We start from the raw sequence: 20,006 nt of genomic DNA, 5'->3' as shown, positions 1-20,006 counted from the left end.
AATGGTGCAAGATCTCAGGTAAGGGAGATGGGGAAATGAGAGAGTGAGTGAGAATTGAAAAACCAAGATCCTCGACTTCTGGTGAGAAGTAGGGGATCTTGTTTCTTACGTTCTTTGTAGCGTGCGCGTAAGGTTTATGATTTAGGACTGATATGTATTGATATTTAGATAACATGCACCCTGCCTAAATACCCTAAATCTAGTTAGGATAAGAAAAGGTGTCAATTATTGCCACTTGAGCTAGAGTGGTGCTGATTTAAATACAGGCTAGAATCCGCATGGATACAGATGAGTTAAAGTTTCTACTCAAATTACTAGGATGTGCTAACTATAAGTCAAGCTTTAGTGCTAGTATTTTCGATAGTTTTAAAGGTAAAGACAAAATTTGTCAAAGTTTAGGCGATCGCGAACTACTAGACTATTCCCGCGAGATTGCCACAGTTAAGATTTTACCACCTGGTAACGCCCTGCTGAAACTTGAACCAGCTCAGTTGCCCATCACAGACAAAGAACTCAAGGTACTAGAAAAGATAAGTAAAGCTGCTGGTAAAGTTTCCCCCAGCAAAATAAAAATTTCGTCGTTGAAAGCGCCTGAGAAAGAAGCCATATTGAAAACCCTGAGTGAACGGGGATTGATTGACGCTGAAATCAAACGCCAAAGAGTTAAAGCTGAAGTTTGGCTGACTGAACGAGGACTGGAGTATCTACGGGAAGATTATACTCCCAAGGGCGCTGCAACCATTAGCCTGGATTTGCTGAATAACTACGTGCGGTTTTTGCGAAAATCTTTGCACGATAAGCCTGAACAGGTATCTACTCCAGCACATCAGAGTGAAGAATGCTCTCCAGAAACGATTGTCAATATTAGTGACGAAGAAATTTTAGAAACTATCCGGAGATTGGATCGGGAACTGGGTACTGACAATTATTTGCCAATCTTTCATGTGCGAGAAAAATTGCAACCCCCGTTGTCACCAGAAGAAGTAGATAAGGCACTTTATCGTTTGGAAGAAACAGACCAAATTGAATTAAGTACTTTGGCAGAACCAGGGGATTATGGTTCTGAACAAGTTGACGCTGGAATTCCCCAAATCAGCGGTGGCTCCTTATTTTTCATCACCGTGATTTAGCAATATACACCCAAATTACAAGCAGGCTAACTTTGAGACAGCAGGGATATTGGCATGGCAACAATTGATGAAGTTATAAAAAAATCGCTGAATCCATTTGATAACCAAGCAGCAGGAAACTTTTGGGAAGAGCAGGAGTCACCCCCTACTGTTGAATCTATTCATCAAAAGCCATTAACCCAAATCAAAAGTCTCATAGCACAGATTTCCCAAGACCATCAAACCCGCAGCCTCATTCTCTATGGCGACGCTGGAACAGGAAAGACTCACTTTATGGGTCAGATCAAAGAACAGCTAAATGACCAAGCTTTTTTCGTCTACATTGAACCATTTTCTCAAAGTGACCGTATTTGGCAGCACATCTTACGCTACACCGTTGATAGCCTAGTTAATGCTCCAGTAGGACAAGCAGATTCTCAATTAATCCTTTGGATCAAAAGCTGCTTGTCTACTATTGAAAAGCAGTTAAAAAGCGATCAGCAAAAATTTATTAATATAATTAAAGGCTTTTTTGGAAAAACAGACGCTGAACGGGATCGCCAACTCTTCATTGACATCCTCAAAAAGACTATTGGTACTACAGGAATTTACAATGCTAATGAATTTTTTGGTGTCCTTTATGACCTGACTAATCCAGACTTATACTCTCTCGCCTGTGAATGGTTGAAAGGGGATGATCTAGATGAAGAAAGTTTGAAAAAGTTACGAGTTAAGCAATCTATTGATGATGAAGACAAGGCGCGGGGTATTTTAGGCAACTTTAGCAAAATATCCGCTAAAACTCAGCCGATTGTCTTGTGTTTTGACCAACTAGATAGCATTGCTCGTTTACCAGATGGCTCTCTTGATCTACAAGCTTTATTCAACGTTAACTCTACGATTTATAACGGCAAGTGGAAAGGTTTCCTGATTATCATCAGCATCAGGACAAGTACTTGGAATGAGAATTCCAAGCGAGTTCAGCCTTCTGACTTGGATAGGGCTAGTATCAGAATTCCACTCAAACGCATCACCCTGGAAGAAGGCGAAGCTTTATTAGCTTCTCGACTCTATCCGGTGCACAATCAAGCTTCCCCTAAACCTGTTTCCCCAATTTACCCCTTAAATCAACAGGTGTTAGAGAAAGTGTTTCCTAGCCGTAAAGCTACACCCCGCAATTTTTTGATGCTGGGGAGACAACTATTCCAGGATTACAAGGAATGGCTATTTAGAGATAGACAACCCCCTCAGCCCAAATGGTTAGGTGGTGGAGATCCGCCGCCGCCGCCACCGCCACCTTGGGAGATAATTAAAGCAGAATTTGAATTGCTATGGCAGCAGGAATTTCAAAAAGTTCAGGAAAAAAATACCAAGATTACTTTGTTAGCCGCATCCGACCTAATTTGGATGTTGCAACAAGCTTTAGAAGCAATACAAGTACAGGAAATTAAGCCTAAACTTATCAGTGGAAAGTACGCTAGTTATTCCTTGAGTTATCAACAACCTGGTAAGCGTGAGCGAGTAGGGATAGTCTGGACAGAAGATCCAAACATGACAAGTTTTTTCAATGTGATGAATGCTTGTCAAAAAGCAATTCAGCAAAATCTTTGTCAAACTATGTACTTACTCCGTGCTGGAGGAGTAGGAAAGCCAAATCTTGCCGGAAATCAAATCTACAGACAGATTTTTACATATACGAATCACAGCCATATCAAGCCTAGTCTGTCTTCTGTTCACTATTTGGCGACATATCATAGCTTTGTAAAATCAGTGGAAGCTAATGAATTGCTTCTTGTAGGTAAAAGCATTACTTTACAGGAGCTACAAACTTTAATCCGCGAGTCTAAAATTTTAGAAAAATGTACTTTATTACAGGATTTAGGAATTCTTTCTAAACAAGAGCCGATTCCAGAAGAGAGAAATGGAAAAAAAGATTTCAGACCTGTCAAAGATTTCTTGTTGAATATAATCAAAAGTCAAGGTTACATGGGAGTTCCAACTTTAATGACACAATCTAGCAGTCAGTTTTCTTTTGTGAAAGAAGCTGATGTTCAACTATTGATTGAACTATTGTGTCAAGAACAGAAGGTAAAAATTATTAATCCAAAAGCTAAATTACAAGACCAATTAATTTGTTTCATAGCTAAAACGTGATGTTTTTATTTTAGCCAATGCAATACCTCACACAAGCAACTGAAATCAGAACGCAAATTATCAAATTTGCTTCAGCCAAAACACTATGGCTAGATACAGAAATTGCTGACTGGGATACTTACTATCCAAAACTATCTCTCATTCAGGTACTAGCTGAACCTACAAACTTAACAAGTGACTCTGCTTTGATCCTCGATGTATTGAACAAACCTGATTTAGCAGCATATTTTATTAATCAAATTATAGCTAATCCTCAAATAGAAAAGGTCTTTCATAACGCCAGCTTTGATTTAAAATATCTTGGAGGAAAGCTAGCACCAAATGTTACCTGTACGCTAAAGCTAGCCCGAAAAATTACCCGCGAAGTTTTGCAAGTTTCTAATCTACAACTGAAAACCTTAGCAACAGAACTTTGTCAATTTTCTGATGTAGATAAGGAAGAACAGGGAAGTGACTGGGGAAAAAGACCTCTCACACAAAAACAACTACACTATGCTGCGATGGATACAGTCTATCTGGCTGCTGTCCATCGTCGCTTATTGGAAGTTTATAATCCCAATGCTGTAAGTACTATTTTTGATATGGCAGCTAATGGTTCAAAGCAAACAAAAAAATCCGAACAATTATCTTTAAGCGCTACAAAAGTACGAGTTGCTTTTGAATGCCCACGCTTATTTTATCTCAATCAGCGCTTTGGAGGCAATACATTATTTTTGCCACCAGAAAATGCTGTTGGAATTGGTAATACATTTCATCAGTTAGCTAATGATTTTCTGCGGTTGCTTACTGAAGAGCCTCGATTTGTAGACTTTTTAAAATCAACAACACCACAATCACAGATAGAGGAAATCGCCTCTCGTCTACAAGAAATTTTTTATGAAATCAAGTTTTATTCTTACCTACAAGAAACTATAAAAAAAGATTCTAATCAAGCACAAGCATTATTCAAAGTTTGGCAGGGATTACAAGGACTCATCAAACACTTTGCAGAATTGCTAATAATCAATCGACGCTATTGCAGTGCAGAAACAGTTGTTTGTAAAACTTTTCTCAGTGAAGAGCGCAGGCTTGAGCATTACTTTAATTTACCCGATAACACGCAGCAACGGGTAGCAGGAGAATTTGATTGCTTAGTCTATAACTTTGAGAAAAAGCGTCTGTGTATGGTGGAATTTAAAACCTATCAACCAGCCGATCCATCAGCACAATTAGCGCAGGTTGCGCTTTATAGTTATATGCTGTGGCAAAAGAATAAAGTAGCTGTTGACTCAGCAGTTTACTGTGTTTTGCCAGAATTCAAAGAGTATCAGTATTCCTGGGAACAACTGGAAAATACGGTTCATCAGTTGATTCCTTATAAATTACAGCAAATGCGTCAATGGTTGACTTGGGAACCACCGAATCCTAATCCTCCGCCTTTAACAACCCAGCCTCACCTGTGCAAAATTTGTCCACAGCAGCAAAAGTGTCAAAATTACTTTGTGGAAGAATCTGAAGGTGAGAAATCATCTTACGAAGAGAATCAACAAGAAAAAGTTGAACAGAATGGGCAAACAGGAAACAATCATAAGCAACCATTTAATCCTGATGAGATGGCTCAAGATTTAGTTAACACTCTGCAATCTTTTGGTATTAATGTAGATTACCACGGGGCGGCTATTGGTCCAGCTTTTATTAGGGTGAAACTCAAACCCCAACTTGGTGTTAAAGTGAACTCTTTGCTCAAATTGTCAGCAGATTTGCAAGTTCAGTTGGGGTTAGCAAATCCGCCTCTGATTTCCCCTCAAGCTGGATATGTCAGTATTGATTTACCTCGTCCCGACAGACAAGTTGCTAAGTTTGAGGATTACATAAAATCCCAAGTTTTACCAGCAACAGCGCCAGTAAAAATTGCAATTGGGGTGAATTTGGAGGGACAACTGATAGAAGCTGATTTGTCTGATCCAAATACGTGCCACTTTTTGGTAGGGGGTACAACTGGGAGTGGGAAGAGTGAGTATTTGCGATCGCTCCTTCTGAGTCTCATTTTGCGTCATTCCCCTGCACATTTACAAATCGCTCTCGTTGATCCTAAACGAGTGACATTTCCTGAGTTTGAGCGGATGCAGTGGTTGTATTCACCTGTTGTGAAGGAGAGCGATCGCGCTATTGAACTGATGCAAGAACTCGTCACAGAAATGGAATCCCGCTATCAACGGTTTGAAAAAGCGAAATGCGCTGATTTAAGTACTTATAATCAACGTTCTCCTCAGCCTTTGCCTAGAATTGTCTGCATCTTTGATGAATATGCTGACTTCATGGCAGAAAAAGAATCCCGCACAGCATTAGAACAAAGTATAAAACGATTAGGCGCAATGGCAAGAGCCGCAGGAATTCATCTCATTATCGCCACTCAACGCCCGGAAGCCGGTATTGTCACCCCAATTATCCGCTCAAATTTACCAGGAAGGGTTGCACTAAGAACTGCTAGTGAAGCGGATTCAGCTATTATCTTGGGAGGTAAACAAACAACCGCTGCTCGTTTATTAGGAAAAGGCGATTTGCTTTATCAAATGGGCGCTCAACTGTACCGCTTACAAAGTTTATTCGCGAGTGATATTCGGCTAACGCTGAGCTAGAATCCAAGATTGAAAAAAAAGTACCGCTCACTGCTATAATCTGGACTGCTTCAATTCAAGAAGCGTCACTGAGATAATACTCTTGACTATGTCAAAATATTAAACTTCGCAAAAATTTTCTCTCTATAATAAAACATTTGCGTTAAGTAGATGAGAAAGCTCTAGTAGAGGAATTAACCGATGGGATATGTCATTGCGACTGCAAATATGAAGGGCGGAGTTGGTAAAACCACCCTTACCGTCAATATGGCTACTTGTTTAGTCAAAAATCATAACAAGCGGGTGCTTGTCCTTGATTTAGATAGTCAAATTAGTGCCACACTTAGTCTGATGTCTCCCGTAGACTTTGCCAAGCTTCGCAAAAACAGACGGACATTGAGATATCTGATAGATGACATTATCAGCCCTTCATCAAGAGCAAAATTGACAATTCGAGATATTATTCAGCCTCAAGTTTGCGATCTCCCTGGACTAGATTTATTACCAGGAGATATTGACTTGTACGATGAATTTGTTGTCTCAGAAATGCTGCATCAACAAGCAGTCAGTTTGGGTGAAAACGAATTTGAAACGATTTGGAATCGTTTTGAAAGAGTTTTGCTGGGAAAAATCTTAGAACCAGTTCGGCAAGAATACGATTTTATCATTTTAGACTGCGCTCCTGGATATAATCTTTTGACTCGTAGTGCTTTAGCAACAAGTAACTACTATGTACTTCCTGCTAAACCAGAACCACTATCCGTGGTGGGTATTCAATTGCTGGAAAGACGCATCGCCCAGTTAAAAGAAAGTCACGAACATGAAGCACATATAGATATACAAATGCTGGGAATCATCTTCACAATGTCTAACACTAACTTTCTCAGCGGCAGATATTATAAACAAGTGATGCAGCGCGTTCATCAAGATTTTGGCGATGCAAAAATTTGTCAGACACAAATACCAGTGGATGTAAATGTTGCTAAAGCTGTTGACAGTTTTAAGCCTGTTGTTTTAAATAATTCCAGCACAGCAGGGTCAAAAGCATTCTATCAATTAACTCAAGAGTTGTTGCAAAAGTTAGAGTATGCTGAGCGTGAAAAACCCCCAAGAACAAATTTAGAAGTTGCTACCCCTTAAAGAATATGTGGAGATGAGGGGAATGAGGTAAAGTTTCTTGTTCTCTTACCCTTTTGTTCTGTTTAAACGTGTAGAGACGTTGCATGCAACGTCTCTACAAAGGTCACTATTGCAAATTATCTTATCAGCAACCGTATTGCTCTTAAAACTCCCCTGCTAAAGCAGAAACACAACGTTCACAAATCAAGGGATGTTCGGCTGACTCTCCGACATGAGTTGAGTAGTTCCAGCACCTATCGCACTTCTGCCCCTCTGCGTTCACAATTCCAATTTCCCACGCATCGGACTGCAATTTGTACTCCAGCCCTTGCACCGCTTCCGGAGAATCCAACAACTCTACCTGTGAGGTAATGAACAAATAACGCAGTTCGTCTATTCCATTCTGAGTTGCATTCAGTGATTTCACTGTGGGTCGTAACTGCTCATCTGCTACATACAGCAACACCTTAGCTTCTAGGGAAGAACCAATCAATTTCTTGACTCTGGCTTCTTCCAGTACTTTATTCACCTCATTCCGTACTTGTCGCAATTGTTGCCACACGACAGCCAACTCTGGATTTTGCCACTTCTCGTCCAACTCTACCCAACCAGCTTCAAACACTTATTTGTAAGGCGTCTCATACGGGAGAAATTGCCAGATGTCTTCTGCCATGTGGCATAACACAGGGGCGATCGCCCGTACTAAATTCTCCAAAGCAATCTTCAGCACCGTTTGACAGCTACGACGCCGGAAACCATTTGGTGCACTGATGTACAGCCGATCCTTTGCAGCATCCAAATAAAAGTTGGATAAATCAACCACGCAGAAATTCTGAATTGTTTGGAAAAAGCGGAAGAATTGGAAACTCTCAAATGCTTCCGTCACTTCCTGAAAGACTTCCGTCATCCGGTGCAGCATATAGCGATCAAGCTGCGGTAATTCCTCGAAGGGTACTGCATCTTTTTGAGGATCGAAATCGTGCAAGTTACCCAACAAGAACCGCGCCGTATTGCGAATCTTGTTTCTGATATCCGTCAGTTGCTTGAGGATATTTTTACCCAAAGGCACATCTGAGGTGTAATCTACTGACGACACCCATAAACGCAACACGTCTACACCATAAGCGGGTTCTTCTTTTTGATTTTTCCCACCTTCAATCACGACTTTCGGTTCAACCGTGTTTCCCAGCGACTTACTTTGCTTACGCCCTTGTTCATCTAAGATAAAGCCGTGAGTCAACACCTTTTTGTACGGCGCACAATCGTTAACCGCTACACTGGTGAGCAAACTCGATTGGAACCAACCGCGATGTTGGTCTGAACCTTCCAGATACAAATCAGCAGGATAGCGCAACTCTTGTCGTTGTTCTGCCACCGCTGCCCAGGATGAACCAGAATCAAACCACACATCCATCGTATCAGTCCCCTTACGGTAAGACCGACCGTTGTTGCGGTATTTTTCTGGTAATAACTCCTCAACTGAAAGTTCCCACCAAGCATCAGAACCCTTTTCGGCAAAGATTGCTTGGACGTAAGAGATAGTTTCTTCATTCAGCAGAGGTTCGCCGTTTTCTTCATCATAGAAAACAGGAATTGGGACACCCCAACTGCGCTGACGGGAGATACACCAGTCAGAACGTTCTGCAACCATTGGTGTGATGCGGTTTTCACCTTGGGCGGGAATCCATTTTACTGTGGCGATCGCCTTCAGCGCCTCATCCCGAAATCCTTCAACGCTTGCAAACCACTGTTCCGTCGCCCGGAAAATCGTCGGTTTCTTTGTCCGCCAGTCATAAGGATACTTGTGAACATAAGCTTCTTCCTTCAACAGAGAACCCGACGCCGTTAAAGCATCAATCACCGCCTGGTTTCCATCACCCAGAACATTCAACCCAGCAAAAGGTCCCGCCTCTGCGGTAAAATTCCCATTGTCATCCACTGGCGCAAGGATAGGCAAACCGTAGCGCTGACCAACTATGTAGTCTTCTTGACCATGTCCTGGAGCAGTGTGTACCAAACCAGTACCCGAGTCAGTCGTTACATAATCGCCGCCGATGACAATCGGACTTTCGCGGTCAAATAAGGGATGACGGTAAGTAGAATGTTCTAAATCTTTCCCTTTGACTGTGGTTTTTACTGTTAACTGAGTTCCCAGAACTTCAGAAAGACGTTCCACCAAATCCGCAGCAACAATCAGATACTTTCTAGAACCCTCAGATGCAACATCTTTACATTCAACAACTGCGTAGTTTAGAGATGGATTAAGAGCAACACCCAAGTTAGCTGGAATTGTCCAAGGAGTTGTCGTCCAAATAGCCACACCCAACTCAGGAAAAAATTCCTCAAGTGCAGGTTTTACCGCCTCCGATAAACCCGTCATTGGGAAAGCCACATAGATACTACGCGAAGTGTGACCTTCAGGATACTCCAACTCAGCTTCTGCCAATGCCGTTTTAGAACTCGGACTCCAGTGTACTGGCTTCAGACCACGATAGATGTAGCCTTTTAACACCATCTGCCCGAAAACACCAACTTGAGCCGCCTCATATTCAGGTTTTAGAGTTAGATACGGGTGTTCCCAATCACCCCAAATACCGTAGCGTTTGAAACTTTCACGCTGTTCATTGACTGTAGATAGGGCAAAATCTTTTGCTTTATGACGCAGTTGCAAAGGCGTCAAATTTTGTCGTTCTGCCGACTTCATATTTTGCAACACTTTCAGTTCAATCGGCAAACCGTGACAGTCCCAACCAGGTACATAACGAACTTTACGCCCGCGCAGCAGTTGATAACGGTTAATAATGTCTTTAAGAATTTTATTTAAAGCATGACCAAGATGGAGAACACCATTTGCATAGGGTGGTCCATCATGCAATATAAATAAATCGCCTGGATTATTTTGAGACAGGCGTTCATAAATTTTATTTTCTTCCCAAAACTTCTGGATTTCTGGCTCCCGCTTGACAGCGTTTGCTCGCATATCAAATTTAGTTTTGGGTAAATTTACTGTATCTTTGTATTTTCCAGTTTCTGTCACGATTTCATGCCAAGGAATAGTAATGTCTTCTCATTATTATCCATGAGAAAGACTTTTACATGTCATTTAAAAAGTCAGCGCATCTGCCTGCTGAAATCCTTATACTTGCCCCTCAATTAATTTAGGGGGTTTCTTACACCCCAAATGATTTTGCTAAACAAAAAGAAAATTGGTATCATTTTCTGAACTAAAGTTTTTTGTAAAATTTTAAGAAAACTTTTTACCTAGATTCTGTTGTAAAGTCATACCAGCTTAATATTACTAGTTACCAGGAGCTCTATCCATGAGAAGGCGTTCTGCATTACGCGCCTTGCTGTTTTCTGCTGGGTTTATAATTCCTGTTTGCACTCAAACAGGCAATATCAGTCGAAACCAGGCATTAGCAACCAATCCAATCCAAAAAATTGCTACTAAAAGTCCACAACCAGTTGAGCTAACTTTAGTTGCCTATGGAGTGGCTAAAGCGTTTTACGCAAAAGCGATTCCAGCATTTCAGCAAGAGTGGAAAGCAAAAACCGGTCAAGATGTCAAGTTCAAAGAATCCTATGGTCCATCTGGAGCGCAAACCAGAGCTATTTTGGGTGGTTTGCAAGCTGACATTTTGGCTCAAAATCTCCAAAGCAACTTAGATCCTTTGGTAGAAAAAGGCTTTGTCAGGAAAGATTGGAGTCAAAGATTACCCAATCAAGCTTCCCCCGCGAGCACAGTTATGGTCATAGTCACAAGACCTGGAAACCCCAAAAAAATTCAGGACTGGAAAGACCTTGCTCATGATGGTATATCTATAGTAGCAATCAATCCTCAAACTGGTGGCAATGCTCGATGGGGAGTTTTAGCAGGGTACGGCTCAATTCTCAAGTCTCAAGGAGAACAGGCGGCAGAAAACTATCTCAAAAGTTTCGTCAAAAACATTAAGACGATGGTGAGTAGTGGGCGAGAAGCGACAGATGCCTTTGTGAAAAACAAAATTGGTGATGCACTCGTCACGTTTGAGAACGAAATTATCTTTGCCAACAAGGTCATTCCTGAAGATTATCCTTATATTGTGCCAGCGAGTAATATCCAGGTCGATTTTCCAGTGACCGTTGTTGACAAGGTTGTTGATCAACGAGGTACTCGCGAAGTTGCAGAAGCATTTACGAAGTTTTTGTTCTCACCGAAAGGTCAACAAATCTATGCTCAATCAGGCTATCGTCCAAACGACCAACAAGCATATCAACAAAATGCCAGCCAGTACAAGTCTGTGAAAACGCTGTATAAAATCGCTGATTTTGGCGGTTGGAAACTTGTGAACCAGAAGCTTTTTGCCGATGGGGCGTTATTTGATAACGCTCAAGCAGCAGCTCGAACCCGATAATTTTAATGTCAGTTCTCTCATCGACTTTATCAATTCAGCGCTTCCATAGATCACTTTTGCAGGGTTTAGCCCTGACGTACATTAGCTTTATTATTCTTCTGCCCTTGAGCGTCATCTTCCTAGAAGCTTCCAAACGTTCTTGGCAACAATTGTGGCAAGTGATCACAGCTCCTGTTGCTGTGGAAGCGTATAAACTTTCCTTTGGTGCTGCTTTATTGGCTGCTTTAATTAACAGCATCTTTGGGGTTATTCTAGCCTGGATACTCGTACGCTATGAGTTTCCAGGTAGACGCTTAGCTGATGGTTTGGTGGATTTACCTTTTGCCATGCCTTCTGTGGTTGCTGGAATTGCTTTAGTCTCTCTCTACGGTTCTGGTGGTGTTCTCGGACATTACCTTGATCCGGGAACATTCTTAGGAAACAGTTTACAACAGCTTGGTATCAAGCAGGTAAACTTGACCTCATCTGTGTTGGGAGTTGTTTTTGCTAAAGTTTTCGTAACGCTTCCTTTTGTCGTCAGAACCGTGCAACCCGTTCTCATGGAGATTGAACCAGAAGTCGAGGAAGCAGCACATACTTTGGGAGCAAATGCTTGGCAAACATTTTGGCGAATTCTTTTTCCGCAATTATTACCTGCAATTTTGACAGGGTTTACGCTGGCTTTTGCGCGTGCGGTTGGGGAGTATGGTGTCGTTTTGATAATTTCCGGTAATATTCCTTATGAAACGATGATTAGCTCTGTCTACATCTACCGTCGATTGGAAGAATATGACTATAGCGGTGCAACGGCGGTGGCGATCGTGCTTCTGTTGTTTTCTCTAGTCATTTTAATTTGTACCAATCTCGTGCAATGGTGGAGTCTGCGGTATGAGAGGTAGCTTACAAGCAAAGCCACGATCATTTCCTTGGGGACGCTATTTGTTGATTGCTATTGGTTTATCTTTCTTGGCGATCGTCGTTGTTTTTCCTCTATTGAATATTTTTTATCAAGCGTTTGCTCAAGGTATTTCAGCTTACTTGACAGGAATTAGAACACCAGAAGCTCGTCATGCCCTGTTTTTAACTTTGGCGATCGCCTTAATTGCAGTTCCCATGAATACTGGTTTTGGGATTTTAATTGCCTGGATTCTCGCGCGATACTCTTTTCCCGGTAAATTTCTGTTACTCTTAATTATCGATTTGCCATTAGCCATTTCACCTACCGTTGTTGGTTTAATGTTCATCCTTCTTTACAGCCAAACCGTAGGTATATTTGGTTCTTGGTTAGAAGCTGCAAATATAAAAGTTATCTTTGCTCTACCTGGGATGATTTTGACAACCATGTTTGTCACCTTTCCGTTTGTGATCCGAGAAGTCCTCCCGACGCTGCAAAGCATGGAACTTGCACAGGAAGAAGCAGCGCAAACACTAGGAGCAAATTCCTGGCAGATTTTCTGGCGCGTGATTTTTCCTTCTATTCGCTGGGCGTTACTTTACGGGGTGATACTTTGTACCTCTAGGGCAATTGGAGAATTTGGAGCCGTCTCGGTTGTCTCAGGTAAATTGATTGGAGATACGAACACCCTAACATTACATATAGAACGAGTTTATAGCGAATACGATACTATTGCGGCCTTCGCCTGTGCGTCGCTTCTAGCTTTCTTAGCATTATTGACTTTAATTGGACAAGAGTTGCTGCGAACAGTAGAAAAACCAAGAGATTTTACTCCTTAACAAATCTTAAATGACCAATCACTGCTCAATAAGTCAAGTCAAGACTGATTTGTGAAAAATTGGGTAGGTTGAGGTTCTTCGTTTTTTATCAAAAGAACTCAGAACTCACAAATCAGAATAAGAAGAAAGACAAGCGCATAAATTGTAGAGTTCTGGGTTCTGAGTTTTGGGGTTCAAAACCCCACCGTCTATACGAGATCCAGTACTGCGGGAGGGAAACCCTGGTGCAGGATAAGAGCGTTGTCTTCAATTGAGTGGGGTCCCAATCCCCATTCAAAAGATTGCTGAGTTCTGCGTTCTGACAACTGAGTTCTTCTTCAAAGGTGTTCCTTTGAACAGGATATCAGCCGTACTGTAGGCATACGACATTTAAGATTGTGTTAATATTCTTTGAATTTCTTTACCAACGGATATCAAATATTGCGATTATTCTATAACCTAAAGAATGAACAAATTATTCTGCAATAATGTAAAAAATATCACTATTGCATAAAAAATTGCTTAGTAGAAGAAAGTAAGGAAGCCATATATTTCCTTGTTGCCCAAGCTGATTCCCATAATTTGGTGAATGTTGTGCTTACGGCGTCAGTCTGACAAATCTTGGGGCGTCTACCACAAAAGCCCATTGCCAACAACTGGCAAACAAAGAATTTGTTTTTGCTATTCCGTAATTCACAAAATACATCTTCAAGGAATTAAATGCATACGAACGAATCAAATGCCAAGGGAAACATTATCTGTGGCTCATGTACCTATGATGAAAATCCTAAAACAGCTAAACACTGTAAAAGGTGCGGTAAGCCCCTTGTTATTGCTTCCGTACCTAGCACACAGAGAATGACTAGCTCTACACTGTTCAAGAGTGAGATTACTTTGTCAGTCATAGTGTTGCTGCTTTTTAGTCTAGGAGGCTACTTTCTTTGGCACCAAGTTCAATCGTCAGCAACTCTCAGCAATGAGAAAGTTTCTGCCAACACCTCTTCTGATATCCAAAATTACACTTCCATGAAGGAAGTTCCGAATTTGCCACAGGGTACATTCAACTTTGGTGGCTCCCTCATTTTTGCATCTTTAATGGCTCAAGGTACACACAAGGCTATCAACCAAACTCACCCAAATTTTCTCCTACGCTACACTGAGCCAGTTGACAACCAACCTGGTACTGGTAAAGGAATTGAGATGCTGCTCAAAGGTCAACTGAGCTTTGCTTTGTCCGGTCGTCCTCTTGAGGATGCTGAGTATAAACAAGCAATTGAGCGCGGTTTTACATTGGATCAAGTCGCAGTTGCGATTGATGGGCTTGGCTGTTATACCCATCCAGATATTTCCATTCCTGGACTGTCGGTGACTCAACTCCAAGAAATTTACATGGGCAAAATCACCAACTGGAAAGAAGTCGGAGGACCAGACTTGCGGATAGTCCCTTTTAGTATCAACGTTAAAACAACCGCTTTGCTCAAAACACTTCTTGGTTCAAAAGTTGGCAGTGTTAGCCCTAAGGTACGTTCCAGTCGTGACTACACTGTACTTGTTCGTGATGTTGGCACTACTCCAGGAGCAATTGGTATCGGCGCAGCAATGCTAGTTGTCACTCAGCACACGGTTCGCCCTGTAGCCTTGGCTGCTGGTAACACCAACAAGTATGTACCAGCTATGACTGAGAATCATAAACTGAATATGGCAGCGTTCCGGGATAGCTCTTACCCTATAACCAGGTACTTGTATGTCATCATTCGTCGGGATGGTAGAGCCGATGAACAAGCTGGAGTTGGTTATGCTAATCTGTTGCTGTCTAAAGAAGGTCAACAATTTGTTGAAAAAGCAGGCTTAGTACCAATTCGGTGAACATAATGACTCAGGAAAACTACATATCAAACGAAAACCTAGATTCATTGCTCGGAGAGTATACTCATCCCGAGGGATATCTAGAGTATGTCAGCAGCTTACCGTTTCTTGGTCGTTTGCACTGTTCAACTCGACAAATTGAGGCTGGAAGTTGGCAGGAAATTCTACTTGATTACGAAGTTGGTGCTTCTGGTATTGCAGACGGTGCTTGGATTAAGGTAACGTTCAAATTTTACTCAGACTGGGGACTGTTTCAGACGGAAGACGCCAAGGGAGCTAACTATCTTTCAGCAGAATACCAAAGTCGCCCTTGTCTTCCTGGTGAGAGTCCTGCGACGGTGCAGTCACTCAAAGTTCGGTTTGACCAGAAGGGACATGAACGTCCTTATCAAAAGGCGATTATTGTAGATATTGTCGATGGTTATATCAAACCAGGTGACCATATTTTGATTCGGTTGGGCGATCGCCGCGCTGGTGGGCCAGGAACAAGAGTACAAACTTTTGTTGAGCAAGGTTTCCGCTTCCGTGCTTACATTGACCCCGTTGGCACCTCTCGCTTTGCCGACATTCCTGGTGATGTCGTGATTGATATTGTGCCAGGATTACCAGCAAAACTTGCAATTGTAACTCCACGTCTGGTTAAGACGGGGGCCACTTTTCCTGTAGTAATACGGGCAGAAGATGTCTGGGGTAATACTTGCTGGGGATTGGGAGGACAACTGCGATTAACAGATTGTAGAACACAACATGAGCAATCGCTTGACATACCAGAGCAAGGTTGGGCGGTGGTAAAAACCAACTTGACTCTGAATGCGGATGAAGAAACAATACTACAAGCGACTCTAGTAGGAACTGAGTTACAAAGCGCTCCCACTCCCATCACTGCAGATAGTAACTTGGCTTACCCTCGTGCCTTTTTTGCCGACCTTCATGTCCACTCCAACAACACAATAGGAACGAATAGTACGGAGTATAATTTTGCCTACGGTAGAGATGTGGCAGGCTTGGATGTTTTGGGTTATACGGCGAATGATTTTAATATTACTGAGGAGCGGTGGAAGGAAGATGTAAAGCTATGCCGGGAGGTGACGCAAGAAGGCGAGTTTCTTTGCTATCCCGGTACAGAATGGTGTGGGAATTCAGCGGCGGGGGGCGATCGCAATATTGTTTTCTTAGGCGACGAAGTGCTATTTCCCTATGATCGCCAAGGAAAGTTGCTTCGCTCTTTTGAGTGGAATGAAGACATGAAAGGAAAGCAACTGCTGCCTGGGGCTTGGCCCGTAGATAAGCTTTACGCTGGATATATCCATAATCCAGAACAGCACCTATTCATCCCTCACATAGGCGGACGACGTGCCATTTTAGACTGGCATCACCCCAAACTGGAACGTCTGATAGAAATTGGTTCGTCTTGGGGACACTTCCCTTGGTTTTACCAAGATGCCATCAGTCGAGGATATAAAGTCGGGGTGTCAGCGAATGGCGATGAACATCGCGGGCGTTGTGGCGGTGGTGTTCCTGGAACAGCGGTTTTTGGAGTGAATGGTGGACTAACGGGGGTGATTTCTCCTTCGCTGACAAAGTTGGATATAAGTCAGGCGCTGCGTTCTCGTCATACTTGGGCGACAACGGGCGATCGCTTAGTCGCTTTACTTTGGTCAGGATCACACATTCAAGGAGATGAATTTCCTGGATCTGATTCAGTGACTATTCACTATCGATTGCTAGGTACCACTGGTTGGGACGAAATTGCAGCACATACCCATAATGGTTTACTCTGGCATCGTAACCTCCAACTTGAAGCAGGTTACGCTGCAAATAAAATTCGCCTGCGCTGGGGTGGTTCACGGATAAAAGACCGCTATCGTTGGGCTGCATGGCGTGGAACCTTAAAATTTTCCAATACATTAGTGCACAACTATCAAGTTAATGGTCTAGAACATCCAGAGGAATATGTTAGACGAGATGGAGCACTCAAACTAGAGTTTTGCTCTGATACCTACGGAGACTCTGATGCGATTGATATGGAACTCTCCGATTTACTCCATGCGCAATTCCAACTCCATGTTGAAATCGATAGTTACATTAAGGTGGGAAGTCCATTACGCCGCAATCCTTATATCCATTGCCCAGAATTTAAGTGGGAATTTTCTGGCAAAGACCTTTTCAACAAAGGAATTTTACGGCAAGAATTGCGAGGAGCAGAACTTTTCATTGCGGTAGAACGCTTAAGTGCAACTCCTATGCCAAGAGATGTTAGTGGCACTTTTACAGTAGAACCTCAGTCGAGTCCTCACGGTTTTGTGCCAATTTATATTTCAGGGCGTCAGGTTGATGATTCCAAAGTTTGGACTAGCCCTGTGTTTATCATGTTTGAGAATTGAACTACCCACACTTGTGCAAGCGGTGAGTGCAGGTAGTTTGTTAGTTAAATTTGCTACTTAAGTATTTGAATTTGGAGGATTTGGTGGTACTTCTGCTGGGGGAAGAACTTCCACCACAGGTGCTGTTTTTTCCTCAGTTTCCGTCTGTGCTTGAGCCGCTTCCACTAATTCCGGCGATGGGGGATTTGGTGGGACTGCTTGCGGGATCACCTCTATAACTGGAGGTGCTGGTGCTTCTGCTGTTGGAGTTTTTGCTTTGGTATCAGTGGTAGCAGGTAGGGTAACTGGTGGTTGCTTTGTGACTGGAGTGCGTCCATCGACAACCTCAACCTTTGGTTTGGCTGTGGGTGCAGGAGTTTGTGCCGTTTTAGACTTTTCAGGTGTCTTTTTACCCAGAGTTTGGACTCGGTTTTTCACCCCAGAAAAACTACCAACAATACTTTTTGGCAATTGAACAAGTTTTTGTGGAAGCGACAACCCAGAGACTTGCTGTTGAATGTTTGTTTTTACTGTTTCAGTGCTGGGTATCTGAGTTTGTTGTATCTTTGGTGTGAGTTGACGACGTAACGACAGCGTTTGCCAGCCAAACCAACCCAAAAGAGCCACACTAGCCACATGACCCAGCAAAAGACCCCCAGTAATGCGTTGGGCAAATATCCATAAGACTAAGGCGTAGAACAGTCCTACACCACTCAAAATAAAATCATTCTTACGGTGGATTTCAGGAAAAAAGAAAGCTGCTATGTAAAGTGCTACACTTCCAAGACCGACAGTCAACGCTAGGATATATGCCAGCATTTTGTGGTTACTCCTTACTGTGTCATTTCACTAGGGATTTGGGATTGAAGATGAGAAATTGGGAGTAGAAGTACTCAGTTCAAAGTATCTAGTCCCCCCATCGTTATAACTAAATAACTAAATATCTCAATTTTGCAAATTTTGCCAGAAAGTTGTTGAATCAGATACAAATTAAAATTTTTTATCTGTGTAGGTTCAATATTTCGGGTATGTTTAAGAAGTCTTAATGTCTTCTTTAGGAGAGAAGCAGAAATCTCGGATTACCCTTGAAGATAAAGAGAATCTGCAAGAGTTAGCCAGAATTTTATGACACAGCAAAGCTTTGGTGTGATTGGTTTAGCTGTTATGGGTGAAAACATCGCTCTAAACGTTGAGCGTAACGGCTTTCCAATCGCAGTTTACAACCGCTCGCGAGACAAAACTGATAAATTCATGGCTGAGCGTGCCCAAGGAAGAAACGTTAAAGCTGCTTTTACGTTAGAAGAGTTTGTGGCTTCTTTGGAACGTCCCAGAAAAATTTTAATCATGGTGCAAGCAGGTAAACCTGTAGATGCAGTGATTGCTCAGCTCAAACCCTTGCTGGACGAAGGCGACATTATTATCGATGGTGGCAACTCTTGGTTTGAAGATACGGTTCGCCGCACCCAAGAACTAGAACCCGCTGGGTTTCGGTTCATTGGTATGGGCGTCAGCGGTGGTGAAGAAGGAGCACTCAATGGTCCTTCACTGATGCCAGGAGGTACCCAAAGCTCTTACCAGTATCTGGAGCCAATTTTTAACAAAATTGCTGCCCAAGTCGATGATGGTCCTTGCGTGACGTATATTGGTCCTGGTGGTGCAGGTCACTACGTCAAAATGGTACACAACGGCATTGAGTACGGCGATATGCAGCTGATTGCAGAAGCCTACGATTTACTGAAAAATGCTGCTGGACTTGACCATAATCAACTCCATGAAGTTTTTGCCGAATGGAACACCACGGACGAACTCAATTCGTTTTTGATTGAAATTACGGCAAATATTTTCCCCTACATTGACCCAGAAACAAATTTACCTCTGGTAGATTTGATTGTTGACGCCGCAGGTCAAAAAGGGACTGGACGTTGGACGGTACAGACTGCGTTGGAACTAGGAGTTTCTATTCCGACAATCATAGCAGCGGTGAATGCCCGCATTATCTCTTCTTTTAAAGAAGAGCGCGTAGCAGCATCCAAGATCCTGACAGGTCCAACTGGCAAGTATGAGGGAAATACCCAAGAGTTTATCAACAAAGTGCGGGATGCCCTCTATTGCTCGAAAATCTGTTCTTACGCTCAAGGAATGGCTTTGTTAGCTACCGCGTCGCATACGTATAATTTTGGATTGGATCTGGGTGAAATGGCGCGGATTTGGAAGGGTGGCTGTATTATTCGTGCTGGATTTTTGAACAAGATTAAGAAGGCTTTTAGTGAAAATCCAGCGCTGCCTAACCTTCTATTAGCTCCTGAATTCAAGCAGACGATTCTCGATAGACAAGATGCTTGGCGTGACGTGTTGGTAACAGCAGCAAAACTGGGAATTCCAGTGCCAGCATTTAGTGCATCTTTGGATTACTTCGATAGCTATCGTCGCGATCGCTTGCCTCAAAACCTCACACAAGCTCAACGCGACTACTTCGGGGCGCATACCTACCTGCGTCTGGATAAGCCTGGTGCCTTCCACACTGAATGGACACCAATTTCTGAGCAGTCCGTGTCAACTTCAACACCAAGACAATTGGAAGCTAAACTACCAACTACACCTCCAACGTCTTCAAATGGCTAGAGATTTTTAGTTGAAAATTTTGCGGGTGACTCTGAGTTTTTCAGAGTCACTTTTTTCAATTGCATAAAGCACAGATCATTAGACTGAATT

The 20,006-nt window shown here is 42.5% G+C and carries 10 protein-coding genes and 2 pseudogenes; 10 read left to right on the top strand and 2 right to left on the bottom strand.

The features are described from left to right. Nucleotides 1–278 precede the first annotated feature (278 nt). The 4 genes from AC5590_RS19685 (at nucleotide 279) to AC5590_RS19670 (ending at nucleotide 7,000) form a co-directional block, all read left to right on the top strand. On the top strand, nucleotides 279–1,130 hold the full coding sequence (locus AC5590_RS19685; protein ID WP_169265166.1) for a transcription factor RcaD: 852 nt from the start codon (nucleotides 279–281) through the stop codon (nucleotides 1,128–1,130). A 54-nt stretch (nucleotides 1,131–1,184) separates the two neighbouring features. Continuing rightward, nucleotides 1,185–3,263 carry an ATP-binding protein gene (locus AC5590_RS19680; RefSeq protein ID WP_169265165.1) on the top strand — a complete coding sequence of 693 codons (2,079 nt, stop codon included), beginning with the start codon at nucleotides 1,185–1,187 and terminating at the stop codon, nucleotides 3,261–3,263. 17 nt (nucleotides 3,264–3,280) lie between these two features. Next, nucleotides 3,281–5,881, top strand: coding sequence for a DNA translocase FtsK (locus tag AC5590_RS19675; RefSeq protein WP_169265164.1), 2,601 nt, complete (start codon nucleotides 3,281–3,283; stop codon nucleotides 5,879–5,881). 180 nt (nucleotides 5,882–6,061) lie between these two features. Then, nucleotides 6,062–7,000, top strand: coding sequence for a ParA family protein (locus AC5590_RS19670; RefSeq protein WP_169265163.1), 939 nt, complete (start codon nucleotides 6,062–6,064; stop codon nucleotides 6,998–7,000). 142 nt (nucleotides 7,001–7,142) lie between these two features. Here AC5590_RS19670 and ileS read toward each other — a convergent pair. Next, nucleotides 7,143–10,016: pseudogene (gene ileS / locus AC5590_RS19665) on the bottom strand (isoleucine--tRNA ligase). Between the two features lie 283 nt (nucleotides 10,017–10,299). On the opposite strand from ileS, the gene AC5590_RS19660 reads away from it, so the two are divergent. From AC5590_RS19660 to AC5590_RS19640, 5 genes are all read left to right on the top strand, one after another. Next, a complete protein-coding gene (locus tag AC5590_RS19660) occupies nucleotides 10,300–11,373 on the top strand; it encodes a sulfate ABC transporter substrate-binding protein (protein ID WP_169265162.1) in 1,074 nt (357 codons plus the stop codon). Between the two features lie 5 nt (nucleotides 11,374–11,378). Continuing rightward, nucleotides 11,379–12,251 carry a sulfate ABC transporter permease subunit CysT gene (gene cysT / locus AC5590_RS19655; RefSeq protein ID WP_169265161.1) on the top strand — a complete coding sequence of 291 codons (873 nt, stop codon included), beginning with the start codon at nucleotides 11,379–11,381 and terminating at the stop codon, nucleotides 12,249–12,251. Beyond that, a complete protein-coding gene (cysW, locus tag AC5590_RS19650) occupies nucleotides 12,241–13,086 on the top strand; it encodes a sulfate ABC transporter permease subunit CysW (protein WP_169265160.1) in 846 nt (281 codons plus the stop codon). The genes cysT and cysW overlap by 11 nt, the downstream gene beginning before the upstream one ends. 837 nt (nucleotides 13,087–13,923) lie before the next feature. Continuing rightward, nucleotides 13,924–14,931: a PstS family phosphate ABC transporter substrate-binding protein gene (locus AC5590_RS19645; protein ID WP_248277227.1), complete on the top strand. Its 1,008-nt coding sequence runs from the start codon at nucleotides 13,924–13,926 to the stop codon at nucleotides 14,929–14,931. A 5-nt stretch (nucleotides 14,932–14,936) separates the two neighbouring features. Continuing rightward, complete coding sequence (locus tag AC5590_RS19640) at nucleotides 14,937–17,315, top strand: hypothetical protein (protein ID WP_169265158.1); 2,379 nt, start codon at nucleotides 14,937–14,939, stop codon at nucleotides 17,313–17,315. 57 nt (nucleotides 17,316–17,372) lie between these two features. Here the strand turns inward: AC5590_RS19640 and AC5590_RS19635 are convergent, their stop codons facing one another. Continuing rightward, entirely contained in the window at nucleotides 17,373–18,113 is a 741-nt protein-coding gene (locus AC5590_RS19635; RefSeq protein ID WP_169265157.1) for a Ycf66 family protein, read from the bottom strand. 306 nt (nucleotides 18,114–18,419) lie between these two features. On the opposite strand from AC5590_RS19635, the pseudogene gnd reads away from it, so the two are divergent. After that, nucleotides 18,420–19,838 (top strand): annotated as a pseudogene (gene gnd / locus AC5590_RS19630) (NADP-dependent phosphogluconate dehydrogenase); the annotation flags it as partial. Nucleotides 19,839–20,006: the final 168 nt, after the last annotated feature.

Source organism: Brasilonema octagenarum UFV-OR1, from assembly GCF_963888615.1.
Taxonomy (GTDB): domain Bacteria; phylum Cyanobacteriota; class Cyanobacteriia; order Cyanobacteriales; family Nostocaceae; genus Brasilonema; species Brasilonema sennae.
Note: the sequence above shows the minus strand (reverse complement) of the source record. Positions and strands in the feature narration are given on the sequence as shown.